Source organism: Rahnella sp. P4_A8 (genome assembly GCF_056402435.1).
The window spans coordinates 32,704-52,427 of record NZ_JBFUHK010000028.1 but is presented as its reverse complement, the minus strand read 5'-3'; the positions used below and the strand labels follow the sequence as shown (position 1 = coordinate 52,427).

At 53.8% G+C, this 19,724-nt stretch carries 19 protein-coding genes and 1 pseudogene; 15 read left to right on the top strand and 5 right to left on the bottom strand.

Going from position 1 to position 19,724, the window contains the following annotated elements:
* A pseudogene (locus tag AC1DUO_RS14995) lies at positions 1-186 on the top strand (IS4 family transposase); the annotation flags it as partial.
* Between the two features lie 60 nt (positions 187-246).
* Here AC1DUO_RS14995 and panM read toward each other — a convergent pair.
* Positions 247-627: an aspartate 1-decarboxylase autocleavage activator PanM gene (gene panM, locus AC1DUO_RS14990; protein ID WP_119262173.1), complete on the bottom strand. Its 381-nt coding sequence runs from the start codon at positions 625-627 to the stop codon at positions 247-249.
* A 403-nt stretch (positions 628-1,030) separates the two neighbouring features.
* Here panM and AC1DUO_RS14985 point away from each other — a divergent pair, with 403 nt between their 5' ends.
* From AC1DUO_RS14985 to ugpQ, 11 genes are all read left to right on the top strand, one after another.
* The gene (locus tag AC1DUO_RS14985) at positions 1,031-2,143 is read left to right on the top strand and encodes a branched-chain amino acid ABC transporter substrate-binding protein (protein ID WP_013577468.1); all 1,113 of its coding nucleotides are present in this window, start codon (positions 1,031-1,033) and stop codon (positions 2,141-2,143) included.
* A 162-nt stretch (positions 2,144-2,305) separates the two neighbouring features.
* Entirely contained in the window at positions 2,306-3,232 is a 927-nt protein-coding gene (gene livH / locus AC1DUO_RS14980) for a high-affinity branched-chain amino acid ABC transporter permease LivH (protein WP_013577467.1), read from the top strand.
* Positions 3,229-4,518 (top strand): high-affinity branched-chain amino acid ABC transporter permease LivM, encoded by a 1,290-nt coding sequence (locus AC1DUO_RS14975; RefSeq protein WP_112152570.1) that lies wholly within the window; start codon positions 3,229-3,231, stop codon positions 4,516-4,518. Before livH ends, AC1DUO_RS14975 begins: the two co-directional genes overlap by 4 nt.
* Entirely contained in the window at positions 4,515-5,285 is a 771-nt protein-coding gene (gene livG / locus AC1DUO_RS14970) for a high-affinity branched-chain amino acid ABC transporter ATP-binding protein LivG (RefSeq protein ID WP_013577465.1), read from the top strand. Before AC1DUO_RS14975 ends, livG begins: the two co-directional genes overlap by 4 nt.
* A 27-nt stretch (positions 5,286-5,312) precedes the next feature.
* A complete protein-coding gene (livF, locus tag AC1DUO_RS14965; protein ID WP_013577464.1) occupies positions 5,313-6,014 on the top strand; it encodes a high-affinity branched-chain amino acid ABC transporter ATP-binding protein LivF in 702 nt (233 codons plus the stop codon).
* 131 nt (positions 6,015-6,145) lie between these two features.
* The gene (locus AC1DUO_RS14960; protein ID WP_119262172.1) at positions 6,146-7,333 is read left to right on the top strand and encodes an aminotransferase-like domain-containing protein; all 1,188 of its coding nucleotides are present in this window, start codon (positions 6,146-6,148) and stop codon (positions 7,331-7,333) included.
* Between the two features lie 213 nt (positions 7,334-7,546).
* Positions 7,547-8,860 carry a sn-glycerol-3-phosphate ABC transporter substrate-binding protein UgpB gene (ugpB, locus tag AC1DUO_RS14955; protein WP_013577459.1) on the top strand — a complete coding sequence of 438 codons (1,314 nt, stop codon included), beginning with the start codon at positions 7,547-7,549 and terminating at the stop codon, positions 8,858-8,860.
* Positions 8,861-9,042: 182 nt separating this feature from the next.
* Entirely contained in the window at positions 9,043-9,930 is an 888-nt protein-coding gene (ugpA, locus tag AC1DUO_RS14950) for a sn-glycerol-3-phosphate ABC transporter permease UgpA (RefSeq protein ID WP_013577458.1), read from the top strand.
* Positions 9,927-10,772: a sn-glycerol-3-phosphate ABC transporter permease UgpE gene (gene ugpE / locus AC1DUO_RS14945; protein WP_013577457.1), complete on the top strand. Its 846-nt coding sequence runs from the start codon at positions 9,927-9,929 to the stop codon at positions 10,770-10,772. The genes ugpA and ugpE overlap by 4 nt, the downstream gene beginning before the upstream one ends.
* Before the next feature lie 6 nt (positions 10,773-10,778).
* Positions 10,779-11,852, top strand: a complete 1,074-nt coding sequence (locus AC1DUO_RS14940; protein WP_047607693.1) for a sn-glycerol-3-phosphate import ATP-binding protein UgpC — start codon at positions 10,779-10,781, stop codon at positions 11,850-11,852.
* Positions 11,853-11,854: 2 nt separating this feature from the next.
* Complete coding sequence (ugpQ, locus tag AC1DUO_RS14935) at positions 11,855-12,595, top strand: glycerophosphodiester phosphodiesterase (protein ID WP_013577455.1); 741 nt, start codon at positions 11,855-11,857, stop codon at positions 12,593-12,595.
* A gap of 51 nt (positions 12,596-12,646) precedes the next feature.
* Here the strand turns inward: ugpQ and AC1DUO_RS14930 are convergent, their stop codons facing one another.
* Positions 12,647-13,321 carry a hypothetical protein gene (locus AC1DUO_RS14930; protein ID WP_013577454.1) on the bottom strand — a complete coding sequence of 225 codons (675 nt, stop codon included), beginning with the start codon at positions 13,319-13,321 and terminating at the stop codon, positions 12,647-12,649.
* Between the two features lie 253 nt (positions 13,322-13,574).
* Positions 13,575-13,877, bottom strand: a complete 303-nt coding sequence (locus AC1DUO_RS14925; protein ID WP_013577453.1) for a DUF2756 domain-containing protein — start codon at positions 13,875-13,877, stop codon at positions 13,575-13,577.
* Between the two features lie 213 nt (positions 13,878-14,090).
* On the opposite strand from AC1DUO_RS14925, the gene AC1DUO_RS14920 reads away from it, so the two are divergent.
* Entirely contained in the window at positions 14,091-14,990 is a 900-nt protein-coding gene (locus AC1DUO_RS14920; protein WP_013577452.1) for a carboxylate/amino acid/amine transporter, read from the top strand.
* Here AC1DUO_RS14920 and metR read toward each other — a convergent pair.
* Positions 14,896-15,831, bottom strand: a complete 936-nt coding sequence (gene metR / locus AC1DUO_RS14915) for an HTH-type transcriptional regulator MetR (protein WP_013577451.1) — start codon at positions 15,829-15,831, stop codon at positions 14,896-14,898. The genes AC1DUO_RS14920 and metR overlap by 95 nt on opposite strands.
* Positions 15,832-15,935: 104 nt before the next feature.
* Here metR and metE point away from each other — a divergent pair, with 104 nt between their 5' ends.
* Both metE and AC1DUO_RS14905 read left to right on the top strand, forming a co-directional pair.
* Positions 15,936-18,215, top strand: coding sequence for a 5-methyltetrahydropteroyltriglutamate--homocysteine S-methyltransferase (metE, locus tag AC1DUO_RS14910; protein ID WP_119262170.1), 2,280 nt, complete (start codon positions 15,936-15,938; stop codon positions 18,213-18,215).
* A gap of 297 nt (positions 18,216-18,512) precedes the next feature.
* Positions 18,513-19,376, top strand: coding sequence for an AraC family transcriptional regulator (locus AC1DUO_RS14905; protein WP_013577449.1), 864 nt, complete (start codon positions 18,513-18,515; stop codon positions 19,374-19,376).
* Positions 19,377-19,379: 3 nt separating this feature from the next.
* Here AC1DUO_RS14905 and AC1DUO_RS14900 read toward each other — a convergent pair whose 3' ends face one another.
* The gene (locus AC1DUO_RS14900; protein WP_013577448.1) at positions 19,380-19,724 is read right to left on the bottom strand and encodes a PTS fructose-like transporter subunit IIB; all 345 of its coding nucleotides are present in this window, start codon (positions 19,722-19,724) and stop codon (positions 19,380-19,382) included.

Genomic DNA, 19,724 nt, shown 5'->3' with positions numbered 1-19,724 from the left:
ATATTACGGTTGTTAATCGGGCTGCCGTGGGCATCAGCGGGAGCCATCCCGGGTCATCTGAAGCATTTTTACAGCAACGCAGCGATGCTAAAGCTGCCCTCGAGGCGTGAGCGTGAATATGCGAGGGAAGTGAGAGAAAAAAGGTCAAAATATCCCTTAAAAAACAATGCCGGTCACCTTAAGTGACCGGCATTAACCTTCGGGTCGCTTTTTTTATGACTGAAAATCCGCGCGGGCAGGCTGTGCTCAGGATTTTTTCCAGACATTGCCTTCACGTACAAAACCGCAGGCCAGCATAAATGCATCCAGCACGGGTTCCGGATCCGCTTTCATCGTCCAGCTTTCCACCTGCGGCAGTTGCGCCTGCACATCTTCCATCAGATACAATCCGACACCGCGACGGCGCGTGATTTCGCGCACCAGCAAATCACTCAGTTCAGCCTGATTACCGTCGAGCCTGATTTTCACTGCGCCCAGAATGCGTTCATTAAACACCGCAGCGAACAGCGCGCGGTTATTTTGCAGGCTGGCTTGCCAGTCACTTTCAGTTTGCTCCGGCCAGATTTTTGCCAGGTCGATCAGGTCCTGCACGCTGAGCGACGTCAGTTTTTGGATAGTTAATTTCATGATGCGCAAGGTCAGAAAAAGGGAGCGTCAGTGTAGCGGAATCCACCAGAAATCGGGCGTAACTTTTTTTGTACAGTAACAGGTCGAAAAGTTTTTTAGTGATCTCTGCATAAGCGATAAATGTTGGCTTTAATCAATAAAGCCAGTGTTAACGACTGATTGTTTAAATCTACACCGCCTTTTCAGCCAAATAAAATTCTGTTTACACCTCATATTTCTGATTGTGCTATTTGATTTGCAGAAGAAAATTCCTGTTTAATGATATGAATTATAAAGTCTTATTCGAAAATAAGACGAAATAAGCCGGTAACTCGTTATTACTTATACTAAATTTCCTAAGTGATGATGTTTTGAACAGGCAACAAAGAGCAAACCACAACACACACATGAACGGGGTAATCGGATGAAAGTAACAAAGGGTAAGATCTGGCTGGCAGGGTGTATTGCATTAGCAATGAGTCAGGCGGCGTTCGCAAAAGACATCAAAGTCGCCATTGTCGGTGCTATGTCAGGTCCGGTCGCCCAGTACGGTGACATGGAGTTTACGGGGGCAAAACAAGCGATCGCTGATATCAATGCCAAAGGCGGCGTGAAGGGCGACAAACTGGTTGGCGTGGAATATGACGATGCCTGTGATCCGAAACAAGCCGTTGCGGTTGCCAACAAAGTGATCAACGACGGTATTCGTTACGTGATCGGTCACCTGTGTTCTTCTTCCACTCAGCCCGCTTCCGACATCTATGAAGATGAAGGCGTGCTGATGATCACCCCGGCGGCGACTAACGCTGACCTGACCACCCGTGGTTATAAAATGGTGATGCGCACTACTGGCCTGGATTCTGATCAAGGCCCGACCGCAGCGAAATACATCCTCGACACTATCAAACCAAAACGTATCGCCGTGGTGCATGATAAACAGCAATACGGTGAAGGCCTGGCCCGTTCTGTACAGGATGCGCTGAAAAAAGGCGGCGGCAACGTTGTCCTGTTTGAAGGYGTGACCGCAGGCGACAAAGACTTCTCCACACTGGTGGCGCGTCTGAAGAAAGAAAACGTCGATTTCGTTTATTTCGGCGGCTATTACCCGGAAATGGGGCAGATCCTGCGTCAGTCAAAACAAGCCGGTCTGGCAGCTAAATTCATGGGCCCGGAAGGTGTGGGCAACTCCTCACTGTCTAACATTGCCGGTGATGCTTCTGAAGGCATGCTGGTGACCCTGCCAAAACGTTATGATCAGGTACCGGCTAACCAGCCAATTGTGGATGCCCTGAAAGCCAAGAAACTGGATCCAACCGGTCCGTTCGTCTGGACGACTTACGCCGCATTGCAGGCGCTGACTACCGGTATGGAACGCAGCGGCAGCATGGAACCGGCAGATATCGCCAAAAACCTGAAATCAGCGCCAGTGGATACCGTGATGGGCCCGCTGAGCTGGGATGCAAAAGGTGACCTGAAAGGATTCGAATTCGGTATTTTCGAATGGCATAAAGACGGCACGTCTACCCCAATCAAATAAAACCGCACCAAAGTGGTTCTCCGCTCCCTCCCCTGCGAAGGGGAGGGCTGGGGTGGGGTATTAATGGCAACGGCGTTGTTTGCAAAACCCCCTCCCAACCTCCCCCTTCGCAGGGGGAGGAGTAGCACAAGTTATCAAACCCTTGATTAATAAGGATAGGGTATGTCAGAGCAGTTCCTCTATTTCATTCAGCAGATGTTCAACGGTGTCACGTTGGGCAGTACTTATGCGCTGATCGCCATTGGTTACACCATGGTTTACGGCATTATCGGCATGATCAACTTCGCCCACGGCGAGGTGTATATGATCGGCAGTTATGTCTCCTTTATTGTTATCGCCGCCCTGATGATGATGGGTATCGACGCCAGCTGGTTGCTGATCGGTGCCGGTTTTATCGCCGCGATTGTAATTTCCAGTGCCTATGGCTGGAGTATTGAACGCGTGGCGTATAAGCCGGTGCGTAACTCCAAGCGGTTGATTGCACTGATTTCTGCCATCGGGATGTCAATTTTTCTGCAAAACTACGTCAGCCTCACGCAGGGCTCACGCGATCTCGCCTTACCGAGTCTGGTGACCGGCCAGTGGAAACTGGGTGAAACCAACGGCTTTGCGGCGACCATCAGCACCATGCAGCTGATTATCTGGGTCGTCACGTTTGTCGCGATGCTGGCGCTGACGCTGTTCATCCGTTATTCGCGTATGGGTCGCGCCTGTCGTGCCTGCGCCGAAGACCTCAAAATGGCCAGCCTGCTGGGGATCAGCACTGACCGCGTGATTTCGCTAACCTTCGTCATTGGCGCGTTAATGGCGGCCGTAGCGGGCGTTCTGCTCGGTCAGTTCTACGGCGTAATCAATCCGTATATCGGCTTCATGGCCGGTATGAAAGCTTTCACCGCCGCGGTTCTTGGTGGGATCGGCAGTATTCCGGGGGCGATGATCGGCGGCCTGATTCTGGGCGTGGCTGAAGCGCTGACCTCAGCGTATCTGAGCACCGAATACAAAGACGTGGTTTCCTTTGCACTGCTGATCGTCGTGTTGCTGGTGCTGCCGACCGGTATTCTGGGTCGTCCGGAGGTTGAGAAAGTATGAAGCGCCTGAATCTGTTAAATGCGCTGGTCTCCGCTTTCGTCCTGCTGGTGCTGGCCGCATTCATCATGGGATTGCAGCTGAGCCTCGACGGCACAAAACTGGTGGTCAACGGCGCCGGTGAAGTGCGCTGGACGTGGATTGCCATCGGCTGCGCCATCGTGTTCGTATTCCAGCTATTCCGCCCGATGGTCAGCAGCGGCCTGAAAAAAGTCTCAGGTCCGGGCTGGGTTTTGCCCAGCTTTGATGGCTCGACGCCGAAACAAAAACTGCTGGCGCTGGTGCTGATTATCGCCGCTATCGCCTGGCCGTTTATCGTCTCGCGCGGCACGGTGGATATCGCCACGCTGACGCTCATCTACATCATGCTCGGCCTCGGTCTGAACGTGGTGGTCGGATTGTCCGGCCTGCTGGTGCTGGGTTACGGCGGCTTTTATGCCATCGGCGCTTACACCTACGCGCTGCTCAATCACTATTACGGCATCGGATTCTGGGAGGCCTTACCGCTGGCTGGTCTGGTATCGGCGGCGTTTGGTTTCCTGCTTGGATTCCCGGTTCTGCGATTGCGGGGTGACTATCTGGCGATTGTGACGCTGGGTTTTGGGGAAATCGTCCGCATCCTGCTGCTCAATAATACCGAACTGACCGGCGGACCGAACGGCATCAGCCAGATCCCGAAACCCACGCTGTTCGGGCTGGAATTCAGCCGGACACCGCGCGACGGCGGCTGGGATACCTTCAGCAACTTCTTTAATGTTACGTATGATCCCAGCGACCGCATTATTTTCCTGTACATGGTGGCGCTGTTGCTGGTGCTCGCCACATTGTTCATCATCAACCGTTTGCTACGTATGCCGCTCGGCCGTGCATGGGAAGCCTTGCGTGAAGATGAAATTGCCTGCCGTTCACTGGGCCTGAACCCGACCCGCATCAAACTGACCGCGTTCACCATCAGCGCTGCGTTTGCCGGTTTTGCCGGTACGCTGTTTGCGGCGCGTCAGGGCTTTGTCAGCCCGGAATCCTTCACCTTTGCGGAATCCGCCTTCGTGCTGGCTATCGTCGTGCTCGGCGGGATGGGCTCGCAGTTTGCAGTCATTCTGGCGGCTATTTTGCTGGTGGTTTCCCGCGAACTGATGCGTGATCTCAACGAGTACAGCATGTTGCTGCTCGGCGCATTAATGGTGCTGATGATGATCTGGCGTCCGCAGGGCTTACTGCCGATGAAGCGCCCGCAACTGAAACTGAAGCTGTCTAAGCAACAAATCGCGGATCAGGGGGAAAAGGCATGAGTACGCAACCTCTGTTAGCGGTTGAAGGGTTGATGATGCGTTTTGGCGGCCTGCTGGCGGTCAACAATGTGGCGCTGAACCTCAATCAGGGCGAAATTGTTTCGCTGATCGGCCCGAACGGTGCCGGTAAAACCACGGTATTTAACTGCCTGACCGGTTTCTACAAACCGAGCGGCGGCACCATTAAACTGCGTGATCAGCATCTGGAAGGTTTACCGGGGCAGAAAATTGCCCGCATGGGCGTGGTACGTACTTTCCAGCACGTGCGTCTGTTCCGTGAAATGACGGTGATCGAAAACCTGCTGGTCGCGCAGCATCAGCACCTGAAAAGCGGCGTGCTGGCTGGGCTGTTCAAAACGCCGGGCTTTCGTCGCGCTGAAGCCGATGCTTTGGATCGCGCTGCTGACTGGCTGGAACGTGTCGGATTGCTCGAGCTGGCAAACCGTCAGGCGGGTAATCTGGCTTACGGCCAGCAACGCCGTCTGGAAATTGTCCGCTGCATGGTGACGCGTCCTGAAATCCTGATGCTCGACGAACCGGCTGCCGGTCTTAACCCGCGTGAAACCGAAGAGCTGAACCAGCTGATTGCCGAATTGCGTAACCAGCACAACGTGTCTGTTCTGCTGATTGAGCACGACATGAAACTCGTAATGGGTATTTCCGACCGCATCTACGTAGTGAATCAGGGCACGCCGCTGGCACAAGGCACACCGGCTGAAATTCGTAATAATCCTGACGTGATCCGCGCCTATTTAGGCGAAGGTTAATGGGCGAAGGCTAAGGGACAGAACAAGATGTTGTCATTTAATCAGGTATCCGCCCATTACGGCAAAATTCAGGCGCTGCATGAAGTCAGCCTGAGTATTAATAAAGGGGAAATCGTCACGCTGATCGGCGCGAACGGCGCGGGTAAAACCACACTACTTGGCAGTTTATGTGGCGAACCACGTGCGACGAATGGCTCGATTATTTTCGAAGGGAAAGACATCACGCAGTGGCAGACCGCCAAAATCATGCGTGGCGATATCGCGATTGTGCCGGAAGGCCGCCGCGTGTTCTCACGCATGACGGTGGAAGAGAATCTGGCGATGGGCGGTTTCTTTGCCACACGCGATCAGTATCAGGAACGGCTGGAGCGCGTGTTTACGTTGTTCCCGCGCCTGAAAGAGCGTCGTGTGCAGCGGTCAGGCACCATGTCCGGCGGTGAGCAACAGATGCTGGCGATTGGCCGTGCGCTGATGAGCCAGCCACGTTTGCTGCTGCTCGATGAGCCGTCGCTGGGGCTGGCACCCATCATCATCCAGCAGATTTTCGACACTATCCAGCAATTGCGCGAAGAAGGAATGACCATCTTCCTGGTCGAGCAAAACGCCAATCAGGCGCTGAAACTCGCTGATCGTGGTTACGTTCTGGAGAATGGCCATGTGGTGCTGGAAGATACCGGTGCGGCATTGCTGGCGAACGAAGCGGTGCGTGCGGCCTATCTTGGCGCATAAATTGGCATCGGATTTTAAAAATCTGTGTTAAATCTAACAAACCGCACGGCAAGCGCTTTGCGGTTTTTATTTTGTCTATAAATTAACATCTCTTACATTCGTATAACTTTGCACATCATCAGGAACATGTCATGAACACAGAAGGTTTACTCGCCGCCCGTATGGTCAGGCTTAAAAGTTCAGCCATCCGGGAATTGCTGAAACATAGCAAGATGGAAGGCGTTATTTCGCTGGCGGGTGGTATTCCTTCTTCGGCGCTTTTTGATTTCGACGGCCTGCGTGAAGCCACACATCTGGCCATTACTGAACAGCCGGAACATGCGTTCCAGTATGGTCTGACTGAAGGCAGTTATACGCTGCGTGAGCGTATTGCTGAGCTTTGTCAGGAGCGTGGTGTGGTTGCGCAGCCTGAAGATATCGTGGTCACTGCAGGCTCCCAGCAGGCGCTGGATCTGGTGATGCGCGCCGTGGTGAACCCCGATGATGTTTTCGTGGTGGAGCGCCCGACCTATCTGGCGGCGTTACAGACCCTGGAACTGGCCGAAGCTAAACTGCTGTCCGTCGGTTCTGATGGCGACGGCATGATTGTTGATGAGCTGGCGGAACGCCTAAAAACGCAGAAGATTAAAGGCGTGTATCTGGTGCCAACGTTCGGAAACCCGAGCGGCGTAACCCTGAGCCGTGCCCGTCGTGAGCAACTGGTGAAACTGGCAGCACAGCACGAATTCCTGATTGTAGAAGATGACCCGTACGGCGAACTGCGTTTCACCGACGAACGCCAGCCGACGCTGTTTGAGCTGTCGAAAGCGATGTTTGGTCACGCGGATAACATCATCTATACCTCAACGTTTTCCAAAATTCTGGCGCCGGGCCTGCGTCTGGGCTGGGTCATTATGCCAGACTGGTTGCTGCATAAAGTCGCCATCATCAAACAGGCCGCAGATCTGCATGCCAGCGCGCTGTCGCAGACCATTGCGGAATATTATCTCGGTCTGGGTCGTCTGCCGAAGCAGATCGAAACCATCCGTGCGGCGTATAAAAATAAATGCCAGATCATGGCCGGACTGCTGGAACGCGAGCTGGGCGATGTGCTGACGTTTGAATATCCGAAAGGCGGCATGTTCCTGTGGGCGCGTTTCCGCGAGCCGCGTAACTGCGCTGACTGGATGAAAAAGACGCTGGAGCAGGGCGTGGTGTTTGTCCCGGGGGAATTCTTCTATGCCGATAATCCGGATCACTCGACCTTCCGTCTGTCATTCGCCACCGCGACCGAAGAGCAAATGTACGAGGCAGTCGCCCGTTTGAAACGCGCCCTGTAATCCCTCTTTTTTCGTATTCCCTGAGGCGCATTGTTAACCCGATGCGCCTTATTTTTTGCCATCTGTCCGTCACCTGCATTTAACGCTGCTGTAACTTCATTGTCATTTAACGGTTATTTTTCTGTCACTTAACCGTGTCATTTTACCTCCCGACTCTACCCGGCTTACTTCAGGCTGCACTTGCAGCACACCAGCAGAATTCAGGAGACAGGCATGTTCATCAACCTCAAAAAAACGGTCATTGGCACCGCGCTGACGCTGGCTTTCAGCGCCAATGCTTTCGCTGTGACAGAAATCCCTTTCTGGCACTCTATGGACGGCGAGTTAGGCAAAGAAGTGAACTCGCTGGCGGACCGTTTTAACCAGACGCACCCTGATGTCAAAATCATGCCTGTCTACAAAGGCAAATACGATGAAAGCCTGGCGGCCGGTATTGCCGCGTACCGCACCGGTAATGCGCCGGCGATTTTGCAGGTTTACGAAGTGGGCACCGCGACCATGATGGCCAGCAAAGCCATCAAACCGGTTTACGAAGTGTTCAGCGATGCGGGCATTAAAGAAGACGTTTCCCAGTTCGTGCCGACCGTTTCCGGTTATTACTCCGATTCCAAAGGCCGTCTGCTGTCTCAGCCTTTCAACAGCTCCACGCCGGTGCTGTATTACAACAAAGATGCCTTTAAGAAAGCCGGTCTGAACCCGGATCAGCCGCCGAAAACCTGGCAGGATATGGCTGCGTACACCGAGAAATTGCGTGAAGCGGGCATGAAATGTGGTTACGCCAGCGGCTGGCAGGGTTGGATCCAGATTGAGAACTTCAGTGCCTGGCACGGTCTGCCAATCGCCACCAAAAACAACGGCTTCGATGGCACCGATGCGGTTCTGGAATTCAACAAACCAGAGCAAATCAAACACATCCAGATGCTTGAAGATATGAACAAGAAAGGTGATTTCACCTATTTTGGTCGTAAAGACGAATCCACCGCCAAGTTCTATAACGGCGATTGCGCGATGACTACCGCGTCTTCCGGTTCACTGGCTGACATCCGTCAGTATTCTAAATTCAACTACGGCGTAGGCATGATGCCTTACGACGCAGATATCAAAGGCGCACCACAAAACGCCATCATCGGCGGTGCAAGCCTGTGGGTGATGAACGGCAAAGACAAAGACACCTACAAAGGCGTTGCCGAATTCCTGCAATTCCTGACCACGCCGGAAATCGCAGCCGAATGGCATCAGAAAACCGGTTATCTGCCGGTGACGACTGCCGCGTATGAGCTGACCAGGAAAGAAGGCTTCTACGAGAAGAACCCGGGTTCTGACGTCGCCACCCGCCAGATGCTGAACAAGCCACCGTTGCCGTTCACCAAAGGTCTGCGTCTGGGCAACATGCCTCAGATCCGTACCATCCTGGATGAAGAACTGGAAAGCGTGTGGAGCGGCAAGAAAACGGCCAAAGAAGCGTTAGACACTGCAGTACAGCGCGGGAACTTACTGTTACGTCGCTTCGAAGCTTCTACTAAGTAATCCAGTTTTGCTCCCTCCCCTGCGAAGGGGAGGGCTGGGGTGGGGTATTAAAGACAACTCAGTCGCTTGCCAAAMCCCCTCCCAACCTCCCCCTTCGCAGGGGGAGGAGCCAAAAGCCAAATTCAAAACCAACCTGGTTTGCTCCCTTTCGGGGAGTCTTTTATATCAACGAGTAAACCATCATGAGTTCACACCGTCCCGGTTTTGGTTGCAGCTGGTTGCCCTACGCGCTGGTTTTGCCGCAGCTGTTAATCACCGCGATATTCTTCCTGTGGCCTGCCGGTCAGGCGCTGTGGTATTCGGTGCAGACGCTGGATCCGTTCGGCTTATCCAGTACCTTTGCCGGTCTGACTAACTTCGTGCAGCTTTTTCAGGACTCGTACTATCTCGATTCTTTCTACACCACGCTGAAATTCAGTTTTATGGTGGCATTTATCGGGCTGGCCGTTTCGCTGTTTTTCGCGGCGCTGGTCGATCACGTTGTGCGCGGCAGCCGGATTTATCAGACGCTGATGATCCTGCCATACGCCGTTGCGCCTGCGGTGGCCGCCGTCTTGTGGATGTTCTTGTTCAGCCCCGGTCTGGGCCTGATTACTCATTTCCTCGGCTCGATAGGCTACAACTGGAACCACGCGCAAAACAGCGGTCAGGCGATGTTCCTGGTGGTACTGGCATCGGTCTGGAAGCAAGTCAGCTACAACTTCCTGTTCTTCCTGGCGGCGTTGCAGTCGATTCCTAAATCGCTGGTGGAAGCAGCGGCTATCGATGGCGCAGGCCCGGTTCGCCGTTTCTTCAATCTGGTATTGCCGCTGATTTCGCCGGTCAGTTTCTTCCTGCTGGTGGTCAATCTGGTGTACGCCTTCTTCGATACTTTCCCGGTGATTGATGCTGCGACGGCCGGTGGCCCGATGCAGGCGACCACCACCCTGATTTACAAAGTGTATCGCGAAGGTTTCTCCGGTCTGGACTTGTCCAGTTCTGCCGCCCAGTCCGTGATTCTTATGCTGCTGGTTTGCGGCCTGACGTTCATTCAGTTTCGCTTTGTCGAGCGTAAGGTGCGTTATCAATGATTGAAAACCGCAGAGGGCTGGATATCTTCAGCCACATCATGCTGCTGCTCGGCGTGCTGGTGATCCTCTTTCCGCTGTACGTCGCGTTTGTGGCAGCGTCGCTGGACAACAAACAGATTTTTGACGTGCCGATGACGCTGATCCCGGGCACGCACTTGTGGGAAAACATCACCACGATCTGGACGCAGGGGGCGGGTAACAGCAGTCCGGCATTCGGACGGATGCTGATCAACAGCTTCATCATGGCGATGGTCATCACCGTCGGTAAAATTTCGGTGTCGATGCTCTCGGCTTACGCCATTGTCTACTTCCGCTTTCCGCTGCGTAACCTGTTCTTCTGGCTGATTTTCATGACGCTGATGCTGCCGGTGGAAGTGCGTATTTTCCCGACCGTCCAGGTGATCGCCAATCTGCATATGCTCGACAGTTACACCGGCCTGACGTTGCCGCTGATGGCCTCGGCGACCGCCACCTTCCTGTTCCGCCAGTTCTTTATGACCTTACCGGATGAGCTGCTGGAGGCGGCGCGTATCGACGGCGCGGGCGCGATGCGCTTCTTCTGGGACATTGTGCTGCCGCTGTCGAAAACCAATCTTGCGGCACTGTTCGTCATTACCTTCATCTATGGCTGGAACCAATATTTGTGGCCGATCCTGATCACCAGCGATGTCTCGATGGGCACGGCGGTGGCGGGGATTAAAAGCATGATTTCCTCCGGCGACGGCTCGACCCAATGGAATCAGGTGATGGCGGCCATGATCCTGACCTTATTGCCACCGCTGGCGGTGGTGCTCCTGATGCAGCGCTGGTTTGTGCGCGGTCTGGTAGACAGTGAGAAGTAAACTGAAATGGCAAATTTGAAATTACAGGCAGTGACCAAATCCTACGACGGCAAAAACCAGATTATCCAGAGTATTGATCTGGATGTCGCCGACGGCGAATTCATCGTGATGGTCGGGCCGTCGGGCTGCGGAAAATCCACCCTGCTGCGTATGGTGGCCGGGCTGGAGCGCACTACCTCCGGTGATATCTATATCAACGACCAGCGCGTCACCGAACTGGAACCGAAAGATCGCGGTATTGCGATGGTGTTCCAGAACTATGCGCTGTATCCGCATATGAGCGTGTTCGACAACATGGCATATGGCCTGAAAATTCGCGGCTTCGGTAAAGCGCAGATCCTCGCCCGCGTCGAGGAAGCGGCCCGTATTCTTGAACTCGGCCCGTTGCTGAAACGCAAACCGCGTGAGCTTTCCGGCGGGCAGCGTCAGCGTGTAGCGATGGGACGCGCTATCGTGCGTGAACCGGCGGTATTCCTGTTTGATGAACCGCTGTCCAATCTCGACGCTAAACTGCGTGTGCAGATGCGCCTTGAACTGCAACAGCTTCACCGCCGTTTGCGTACCACCAGTTTGTACGTCACGCACGATCAGGTCGAAGCCATGACGCTGGCGGAACGTGTGATCGTGATGAACAAAGGCATTGCCGAACAAATCGGTACGCCGTCTGAAGTTTACCGCCGTCCGGCAAGTCTGTTTGTCGCCAGCTTTATCGGTTCTCCGGCCATGAATTTGTTGCCGGGCCAGCTGACCACTGACGGTACATCGCTGGTAATGGAAGACGGATTCGAACTGCCGCTGCCGGTTCCACGCCCGGAATGGGGAGGCCGCGAACTGACAGTGGGCATCCGTCCTGAACATATTCATCTGACTGATGATTCGCAGAAGGGGATCCCGATGGTGCTGAATACGCTGGAACTGCTGGGCGCGGATAATCTGGCGCACGGCAAACTGGCGGACAGCGGTGTCGTGGTGCGTTTATCCCATGAAGTGTTCCCGACAGCAGGCTCGCTGTTGCGCTTGGATTTCCCGGCGAAAGCGTTACACTTTTTCGATACTCACAGCGGATTACGGATGGAATAAACATGAAAGCCTGGCCATATCCTCGCATTGTGGCACATCGTGGTGGCGGCGCACTGGCACCGGAAAATACACTGGCAGCCATCGACACGGGCGCCAGATACGGTCACACCATGATCGAATTTGACGCCAAACTGGCGCAAGGCGGGGAAATCTTCCTGTTGCATGACGATACCCTGAACCGCACCAGCAACGGCTGGGGCGTGGCCGGTGAATTGCCGTGGGAAAAACTCGAAAAGCTCGATGCCGGTAACTGGTACAGCGCCGCTTTTAAAGGCGAGAAATTACCGCTGCTGGCGCAGGTAGCCGAACGCTGTGCGCGCCATCACATGATGGTGAATATTGAGATCAAACCCACCACCGGAACCGATGAGAAAACCGGCACCGACGTCGCGCTGGCCGCCCGGGAGTTGTGGAAAGATCAGGCCGTTCCGCCGTTGCTTTCCTCGTTTGAATTCGACGCGCTGGTTGCCGCCAAAAAAGCCGCACCGGAATTACCGCGTGGCTTGCTGATCGACGAATGGCACGAAAACTGGAAAGCGCTGACTGACGAACTGGAATGCGTTTCCCTGCATCTTAATCACAAATTGCTTAACGAAGAACGCGTTAAAGCCATCAAAGACGCCGGGCTGCATATTCTGGTGTACACGGTGAATAATCCGGCGCGTGCCCGCGAATTGCTGGGCTGGGGCGTGGACTGTATTTGTACCGATAAGATTGATGTGATCGGGCCGGATTTTATCTGACAGGAATAAGGCGCGGATCCCGCGCCTTAATTATTTTACCGCTGAGAATACTCAGTGTTTGAGCAGGCGCGGGAGTTGGTTATCCAGTTCCAGCAGGCAGGAATCCATATATTTCTCTGTGGTTTTGGTGACCAGCGCATAGTTATTTGCCTGCCAGTCAGCAAGCGGGGCGGTCACGACAGTTGGCGTACATTCTGCAATAACCCATGCGGAGAACATATTCGCATCTTCAGGCTTTTTATAGAATTTAATGGTGTAACGCAACTCGTAGTCCGAGTTGGCGCTGGAGAGGTCTTTATAAACCAGTAACCACTGTGCAGCCACAATATTCAGATTGTTTTTATACTGATAGCCGTTGCCATTTTTTTGCAGCCAGTTTGTGATGAGCGGCCTGGCCCGGGGTGTCAGATAGTTTTTCGTCGGTTCAGGCAGGGTTTTGATTTCAGACCCTTTCAGGTTTTCCTTACTGAAGGTATTCACGGCGATACCGCCGGCAAGCACAGAAGTCAGGACATTAAGTCCAACGCCCGCAGCGGTGTAAGAGGGCGTGACTTCACGCAAATACACATCAGGCGAGCGGTTATTATTCATATCTGCCGAGGCAAAGCCTGAGTACAGGCCAATAGTGCTGCCATTGGCGGCAGAGATCTTTTCAGATTGGGTCGTCGCACAGGCGGATAATAATAAACTGGCAGCAACTACGGTAATCCCTGTTGAAACTTTCATGCAATAATTTCCCTTTTAATTTTATAAAACACTATTAATGCGTCTTCAGGTGCGGATCCTGTTTTATTAGCCGCGCTGATTCAGGGGCAGAAAGACTTTATTCTTATCGGTCGGGAATAATAAAAGCATTAATAATAAATGCAAGGGGAGGGATATTTTTATTGTTTCTGGTGGTGATATTACCGGAGGTAAATAGTCAGTACAGCATTACGGCGATGAGGAATTTAAGAGGCACTGAGTGCCTCCCGGAATATTAAGGTGTCTGATTCAGCTTCTGCCCCAGCGTTTGATTATTCTGCTGGATCTGCAATCGTTGCTGATTGCTCTGGATTTGCGACTTCAGCTTGAGCTGCTGTTGTTGCTGGCTGGTGCGTAAATCCTGCTCCTGCTGACGTTTCTGCATTTGCTGATTGTTTTGCTGTTGTTGTTGCATGCGCTGTTGCGACGGATTGGTCAGCAACGGATCGTTAGGGTTCGGCACCTTTTCGACTGCACTGGCGGTCTGAACCGCAAACAGCAGCGGCAGCGCGGCGAGCATTCCATATAAACATTTCATCAGTTCATCCTCCGTTTCCAGTCATACGTTAAGTGTATGCCATCATGCCCCCGGACGGGGTATTTGAGCGCACGTTTCCCTCAAAGCGTGGTATTGCTCTCGTTTGCTCTATAATTGAACAGATGTAAACCACCTTCGCACTTCGTGGTTTTCCCCATTCCGTTACAATCGTGCATCTTTCACACTTATCACTGACAACAGGGCTCAATTGCCGTGCCTTTACTCATAATCACCACTATTTTGTGGGCTTTTTCCTTCAGCCTGATTGGCGTGTATCTGGCCGGACAGGTCGACAGCGTATTTTCTGTGTTAGTCCGTTTAGGGCTGGCGGCGCTGGTTTTCCTGCCGTTCCTGCGCTGGAAAGGCCATCAGCTTACGACCATTCTGTTGTATATGGCGGTGGGGGCAATGCAGCTCGGGATCATGTATCTCATCAGCTTCGAGGCGTACCTGTATCTGTCTGTGCCGGAATTCCTGCTGTTTACGGTCATGACGCCGCTGTACGTCACGCTGATTTATGACCTGATCAGTGGCCGCAAAATCCGCATCGGTTATGCGCTCAGTGCGTTACTGGCGGTGGCGGGTGCAGCGATTATCCGTTACGACCACATCAGCGAACATTTCATTATTGGCTTATTACTGGTGCAGGCGGCGAATATCTGTTTTGCCATCGGACAGGTGGGCTATAAACGCCTGATGGAAACCCGGCCGATGCCACAGCACACGGCGTTTTCCTGGTTCTATATCGGCGCGTTGCTTTGCGCGGTGGTGGCGTGGTTCCTGTGGGGCAATCCGCAAAAACTGCCGACCACTGACCTGCAATGGGGCATTCTGGTGTGGCTGGGGATCGGCGCTTCAGGGCTGGGATATTTCATGTGGAACTACGGTGCGACGCAGGTCGATGCGGGAACGCTGGGGATTATGAACAACTTTCACGTCCCGGCCGGGCTGCTGGTTAACCTGGCCATCTGGCAACAGCAGCCGCACTGGCCGAGCTTTATTATCGGTGCCGCTGTGATTATGTCCTCACTGTGGGTACACCGGCGTTGGGTCGTGCCGCGTCGCGCACAAACGGCAGATGATCGCACGCGTGCTGCCGCGCCGAACGAATAAAGGCTTCCGTCACCGGCTGGCGCTGTTCGCCGTCACGTACGGCGGCGTACAGGCGGCTCCATAAGCCATCGCCCAGGGTTTTGGTCACCACCAGACCCTGGCGCTCAAAACTCTCTACTACCCAGTGCGGTAACGCTGCAATTCCCATTCTCGCCGACACCATCTGAATTAATAACAACGTGTTATCGACACTTTTCAGTGACGGGCTGACGCCTGCCGGTTGCAGGAAATGACGCCAGATATCCAGACGCTGGCGTTGCACCGGATAAATCATCAGCGTTTCAGTGCTGAGATCTTCCGGCGTGATCACCGTTTTGGTCGCCAGCGGATGATCCGGTGCCAGCACCAGACGCACTTCAAAATCGAACATCGGGGAATAGTGCAAACCGCTGCGCGGCAGGATGTCAGAGGTTAATACGATGTCCAGCTCGCCCTGTTGCAGGGCGGGCTGCGGGTCGAACGTCACGCCGGATTTGAAATCCATTAACACCTGCGGCCAGTTCTGATGGAAGTTATCCAGTGCAGGCGTCAGCCACTGAATACAACTGTGGCATTCAATCGCGATACGCAGTGAAGTCTGGTGCGGCTCATTGCATGCCTGCAATGCCTGTTGAATTTGCGGCAGCACCTGTTCTGCCAGATTCAGCATGATTTCGCCCTGCGGGGTAAAACGCAGAGGCTGGCTTTTTCGCACGAACAATCTGAAACCGAGGCGTTGCTCAAGGTCACTGAACTGGTGCGACAGGGCCGATTGGGTCTGATGAAGCTGCGAGGCGGCTGCGGCCAGTGACCCGGTGTTGCGCAGTGCTTGCAACGTTCGCAGGTGTTTCAGTTCGATCATGAGAGTCCTTCACTGTGTCATGAATAATTTGCGCTTGTGGAATATACACTACCTGCGGATTATGGATGTGTAAACATCTGGATGGCTAAACAGGAATTTAAAAGATGACGATACTGAATCACACTCTGGGTTTTCCACGCGTTGGTCTGCGTCGTGAACTTAAAAAAGCACAAGAAAGCTACTGGGCAGGCAATTCCACTCAGGAAGAACTGCTGGCAACCGGACGTGAACTGCGCGCCCGTCACTGGAAGCAACAAGCTGAAGCAGGCGTGGATTTGGTGCCGGTGGGCGATTTCGCCTGGTACGATCACGTATTGACCACCAGCCTGTTGCTGGGTAACGTACCGGCCCGTCATCAGAATGCCGATGGCTCTGTTGATCTCGATACTTTATTCCGCCTTGGCCGTGGCCGTGCGCCGACCGGTAAACCGGCTGCCGCGGCGGAAATGACCAAATGGTTTAACACCAACTATCACTACATGGTGCCGGAGTTCGTGAAAGGTCAGAAATTCAAACTGGCCTGGACACAACTGCTGGAAGAAGTGGACGAAGCGCTGGCGCTCGGCCACAAAGTGAAACCTGTTCTGCTGGGGCCGCTGACTTATCTCTGGCTCGGCAAAGTGAAGGGCGAACAGTTTGACCGTCTTTCCCTGCTCAACGATATTCTGCCTGTTTATCAGCAGGTTCTGGCTGAACTGGCAAAACGCGACATCGAATGGGTACAGATCGACGAACCGGCTCTGGTTCTGGAACTGCCGCAGGAATGGCTGGATGCGTACAAACCGGCTTACACCGCGCTGGAACAGAGTAAAACTAAACTGCTGCTGACCACTTATTTCGACAGCGTCGGGCACAACCTCGACACCATTCGCCAGTTACCGGTTCAGGGTCTGCATATTGATGCCGTCGCCGGTCGTGACGATCTGCAAACCGTCATCAACGCGCTACCAAAAGACTGGCTGATTTCTCTGGGGGTCATCAATGGCCGTAACGTCTGGCGCGCGGATCTCAGTACCTGGTTTGACCGTCTGAAGCCACTGGTTGAAGACCGTAAAATCTGGATCGGCAGCTCCTGTTCACTGCTGCACAGCCCGATCGACTTAAGCGTCGAAAGCCGTCTGGATGAAGAAGTGAAAAGCTGGTTCGCCTTCGCCCTGCAAAAATGTGCCGAACTGGCGTTGCTGACCGCTGCCCTGAACAATCCCACCGCCGAAGCGCAGCAAAAACTGGCGGAATACAGCGCGCCAATCCGCGCCCGTCGTGAATCCACCCGAGTAAACAATGCGGCCGTCGGTAAACGTGTTGCCGCGATTACTGCTGCGGATATTGAGCGTCAGCATGTTTACACCGAACGCGCCAAAGCGCAGCGTGCCCGTTTCAACCTGCCGGCATGGCCGACCACAACCATCGGTTCATTCCCGCAAACCACTGAAATCCGCGGCCTGCGTCTGGACTTTAAACAAGGCCGTCTGGATAACACTAAATACCGTACCGGTATCAGTGAGCATATTAAGCAAGCCATCAAAGAACAGGAACGTCTGGGTATCGACGTGCTGGTTCACGGCGAAGCTGAACGTAATGACATGGTGGAATACTTCGGTGAACATCTGGACGGTTTTGTGTTCACGCAAAACGGCTGGGTACAGAGCTACGGTTCACGTTGTGTGAAACCTCCGGTCATTATCGGCGACGTCAGCCGCCCGCAAGCGATCACCGTAGAGTGGGCGAAGTACGCGCAGTCTCTGACCGAAAAACCGGTGAAAGGCATGCTGACCGGCCCGCTTACGATCCTGTGCTGGTCGTTCCCGCGTGAAGATGTCAGCCGCGAAACGATCGCCAAACAAATCGCGCTGGCACTGCGTGATGAAGTCGAAGATCTGGAAAAAGCCGGTATCGGCATCATCCAGATTGACGAACCGGCACTGCGGGAAGGCCTGCCATTGCGCCAGTCTGAATGGAATGCGTACCTGCGCTGGGCGGTGGATGCGTTCAAACTGAATGCCGCAATTGCCCGTGACGACACGCAGATCCATACCCATATGTGTTACTGCGAGTTCAACGACATCATGGATTCCATTGCCGCACTGGATGCTGACGTGATCACTATCGAAACCTCACGTTCCGATATGGACTTGCTGGAATCGTTTAAAGACTTCGAATATCCGAACGAAATCGGGCCGGGCGTTTACGACATTCACTCGCCAAATGTGCCCAGTGTGGAATGGATTGAAGACCTGCTGCGTAAAGCTGCAGATCGTATTCCGGCAGAACGCCTGTGGGTCAACCCGGACTGCGGCCTGAAAACCCGTGGCTGGCCGGAAACCCGCGAGTCGCTGGAAAACATGGTGAAAGCCGCCAGGCGTCTGCGTGCTGAGAAAGCCTGAGTGAACGCTCTCTAGATTTACGTTGTGTTGTTGCTGAAACGTTTGGGGCACTCCGGTGCCCCCTTTTTATTTCAGTTTTTTGCGTCCCCGTGCCATTGCCGCATCAGTCCGCCCTCTGAAAGTGACACATGCCCGTGACGCTTTACAGGTGGAACCCTTCCGCCTGAAGGCTGCACCGGATGTGCAACGCCTGGCGGGGCGGAATTTCCATCTTCTTCCGCAAATTTTGGTCTTGTTTTTCTTTCTCCGGCGCAGATTCGCTATCATGGTGTGATTCTGCTGAAAGGTAGCCTGACCATGACCCATCTGCTTTTTCCCCTTTTAACGCCAGTACTTGAACATCCGCACGGTATCCGCCAGGTGTATTTTGCCGGTGCTCAGCATTCCGTGCCTGAACTGTCCTATCAGGTCGATTTCCCCCGGCTGGAACTGATTCTGGAAGGGGAGCAGATGATGAAATGCGAGGACGAACAGGGGAACAATCAGGATGTCCGCATGCTGGCGGGCGATGTGTTGTTCGTTCCCGCTAAAGGCTGGAACAGCCCGCAATGGCAGGAACCGGTACGCACGCTGACTCTGTTATTTGGCAAGCAGCAACTGGGCTTTAGTCTGCTGAACTGGGATGGCGCGCAGTTTACGTCCGGCGAAAAAGGCAATGTGGGCAGGCGCGGGCCGCGCGTGGGGGCGTTTATGTTGCAGGCATTAAACGAACTGGCCTGGCACCGCAGCGATCAGACTACGGCGCAGTTTCTGGTGAAAGGGTTGTTGAGCCACGCGCTGGACTTGTTCAGTTCCTTTGTGAAAACTGCCTCGCGCAGTCAGGCGCTTTTTGAGGCCGTTCGCCAGTATATCGAAGAACATTACCGCGAGCCGCTGACCCGCGATTCTGTCGCTAAGGCTTTCTATATTTCGCCAAATTACCTGTCGCATTTATTCCAGAAAAGCGGCGGTATCGGGCTGAACGAATACCTGAATTATGTCCGCCTTGAACAGGCGAAGAACTTGTTGAAAGGCTACGACATGAAAGTGAGGGAAGTGGCGCACGCCTGTGGCTTTGTCGACAGTAACTATTTTTGCCGCCAGTTCAGGAAAAGCACTGAGCGTTCTCCGTCAGAATACCGGCGGCAATACCGTAGCCAGTTGGAAAATAGGACGTCGTAATCGTCAGGGCAGAACGATTTTCGTTCCCTGAGGCGAGGTGGCGAGTTTCTTTACGGCAGCCATCACTTTCTCCGGCGTGCGTAAAAAGGTGTGGATGCCGGTTTGGACGCAACGGCTGTGCGCAAATCGCTCACCGTTTTCCAGTTGAATTTCAGTGACTAAAAGCACAACATCGGCCTGAGCAATGTCGGTTTCTGACAGTGCATTTTCGAGGCCCAGCGCACCCTGAGTTTCAACTTTTACCGGCCATTTTTCGTGCTGACACAGTTTTTCCAGCTTTTCTGCCGCCATATAAGTATGCGCCACACCGCTGATACAGGCGGTTACTGCGACCAGTTTGAGCGACAT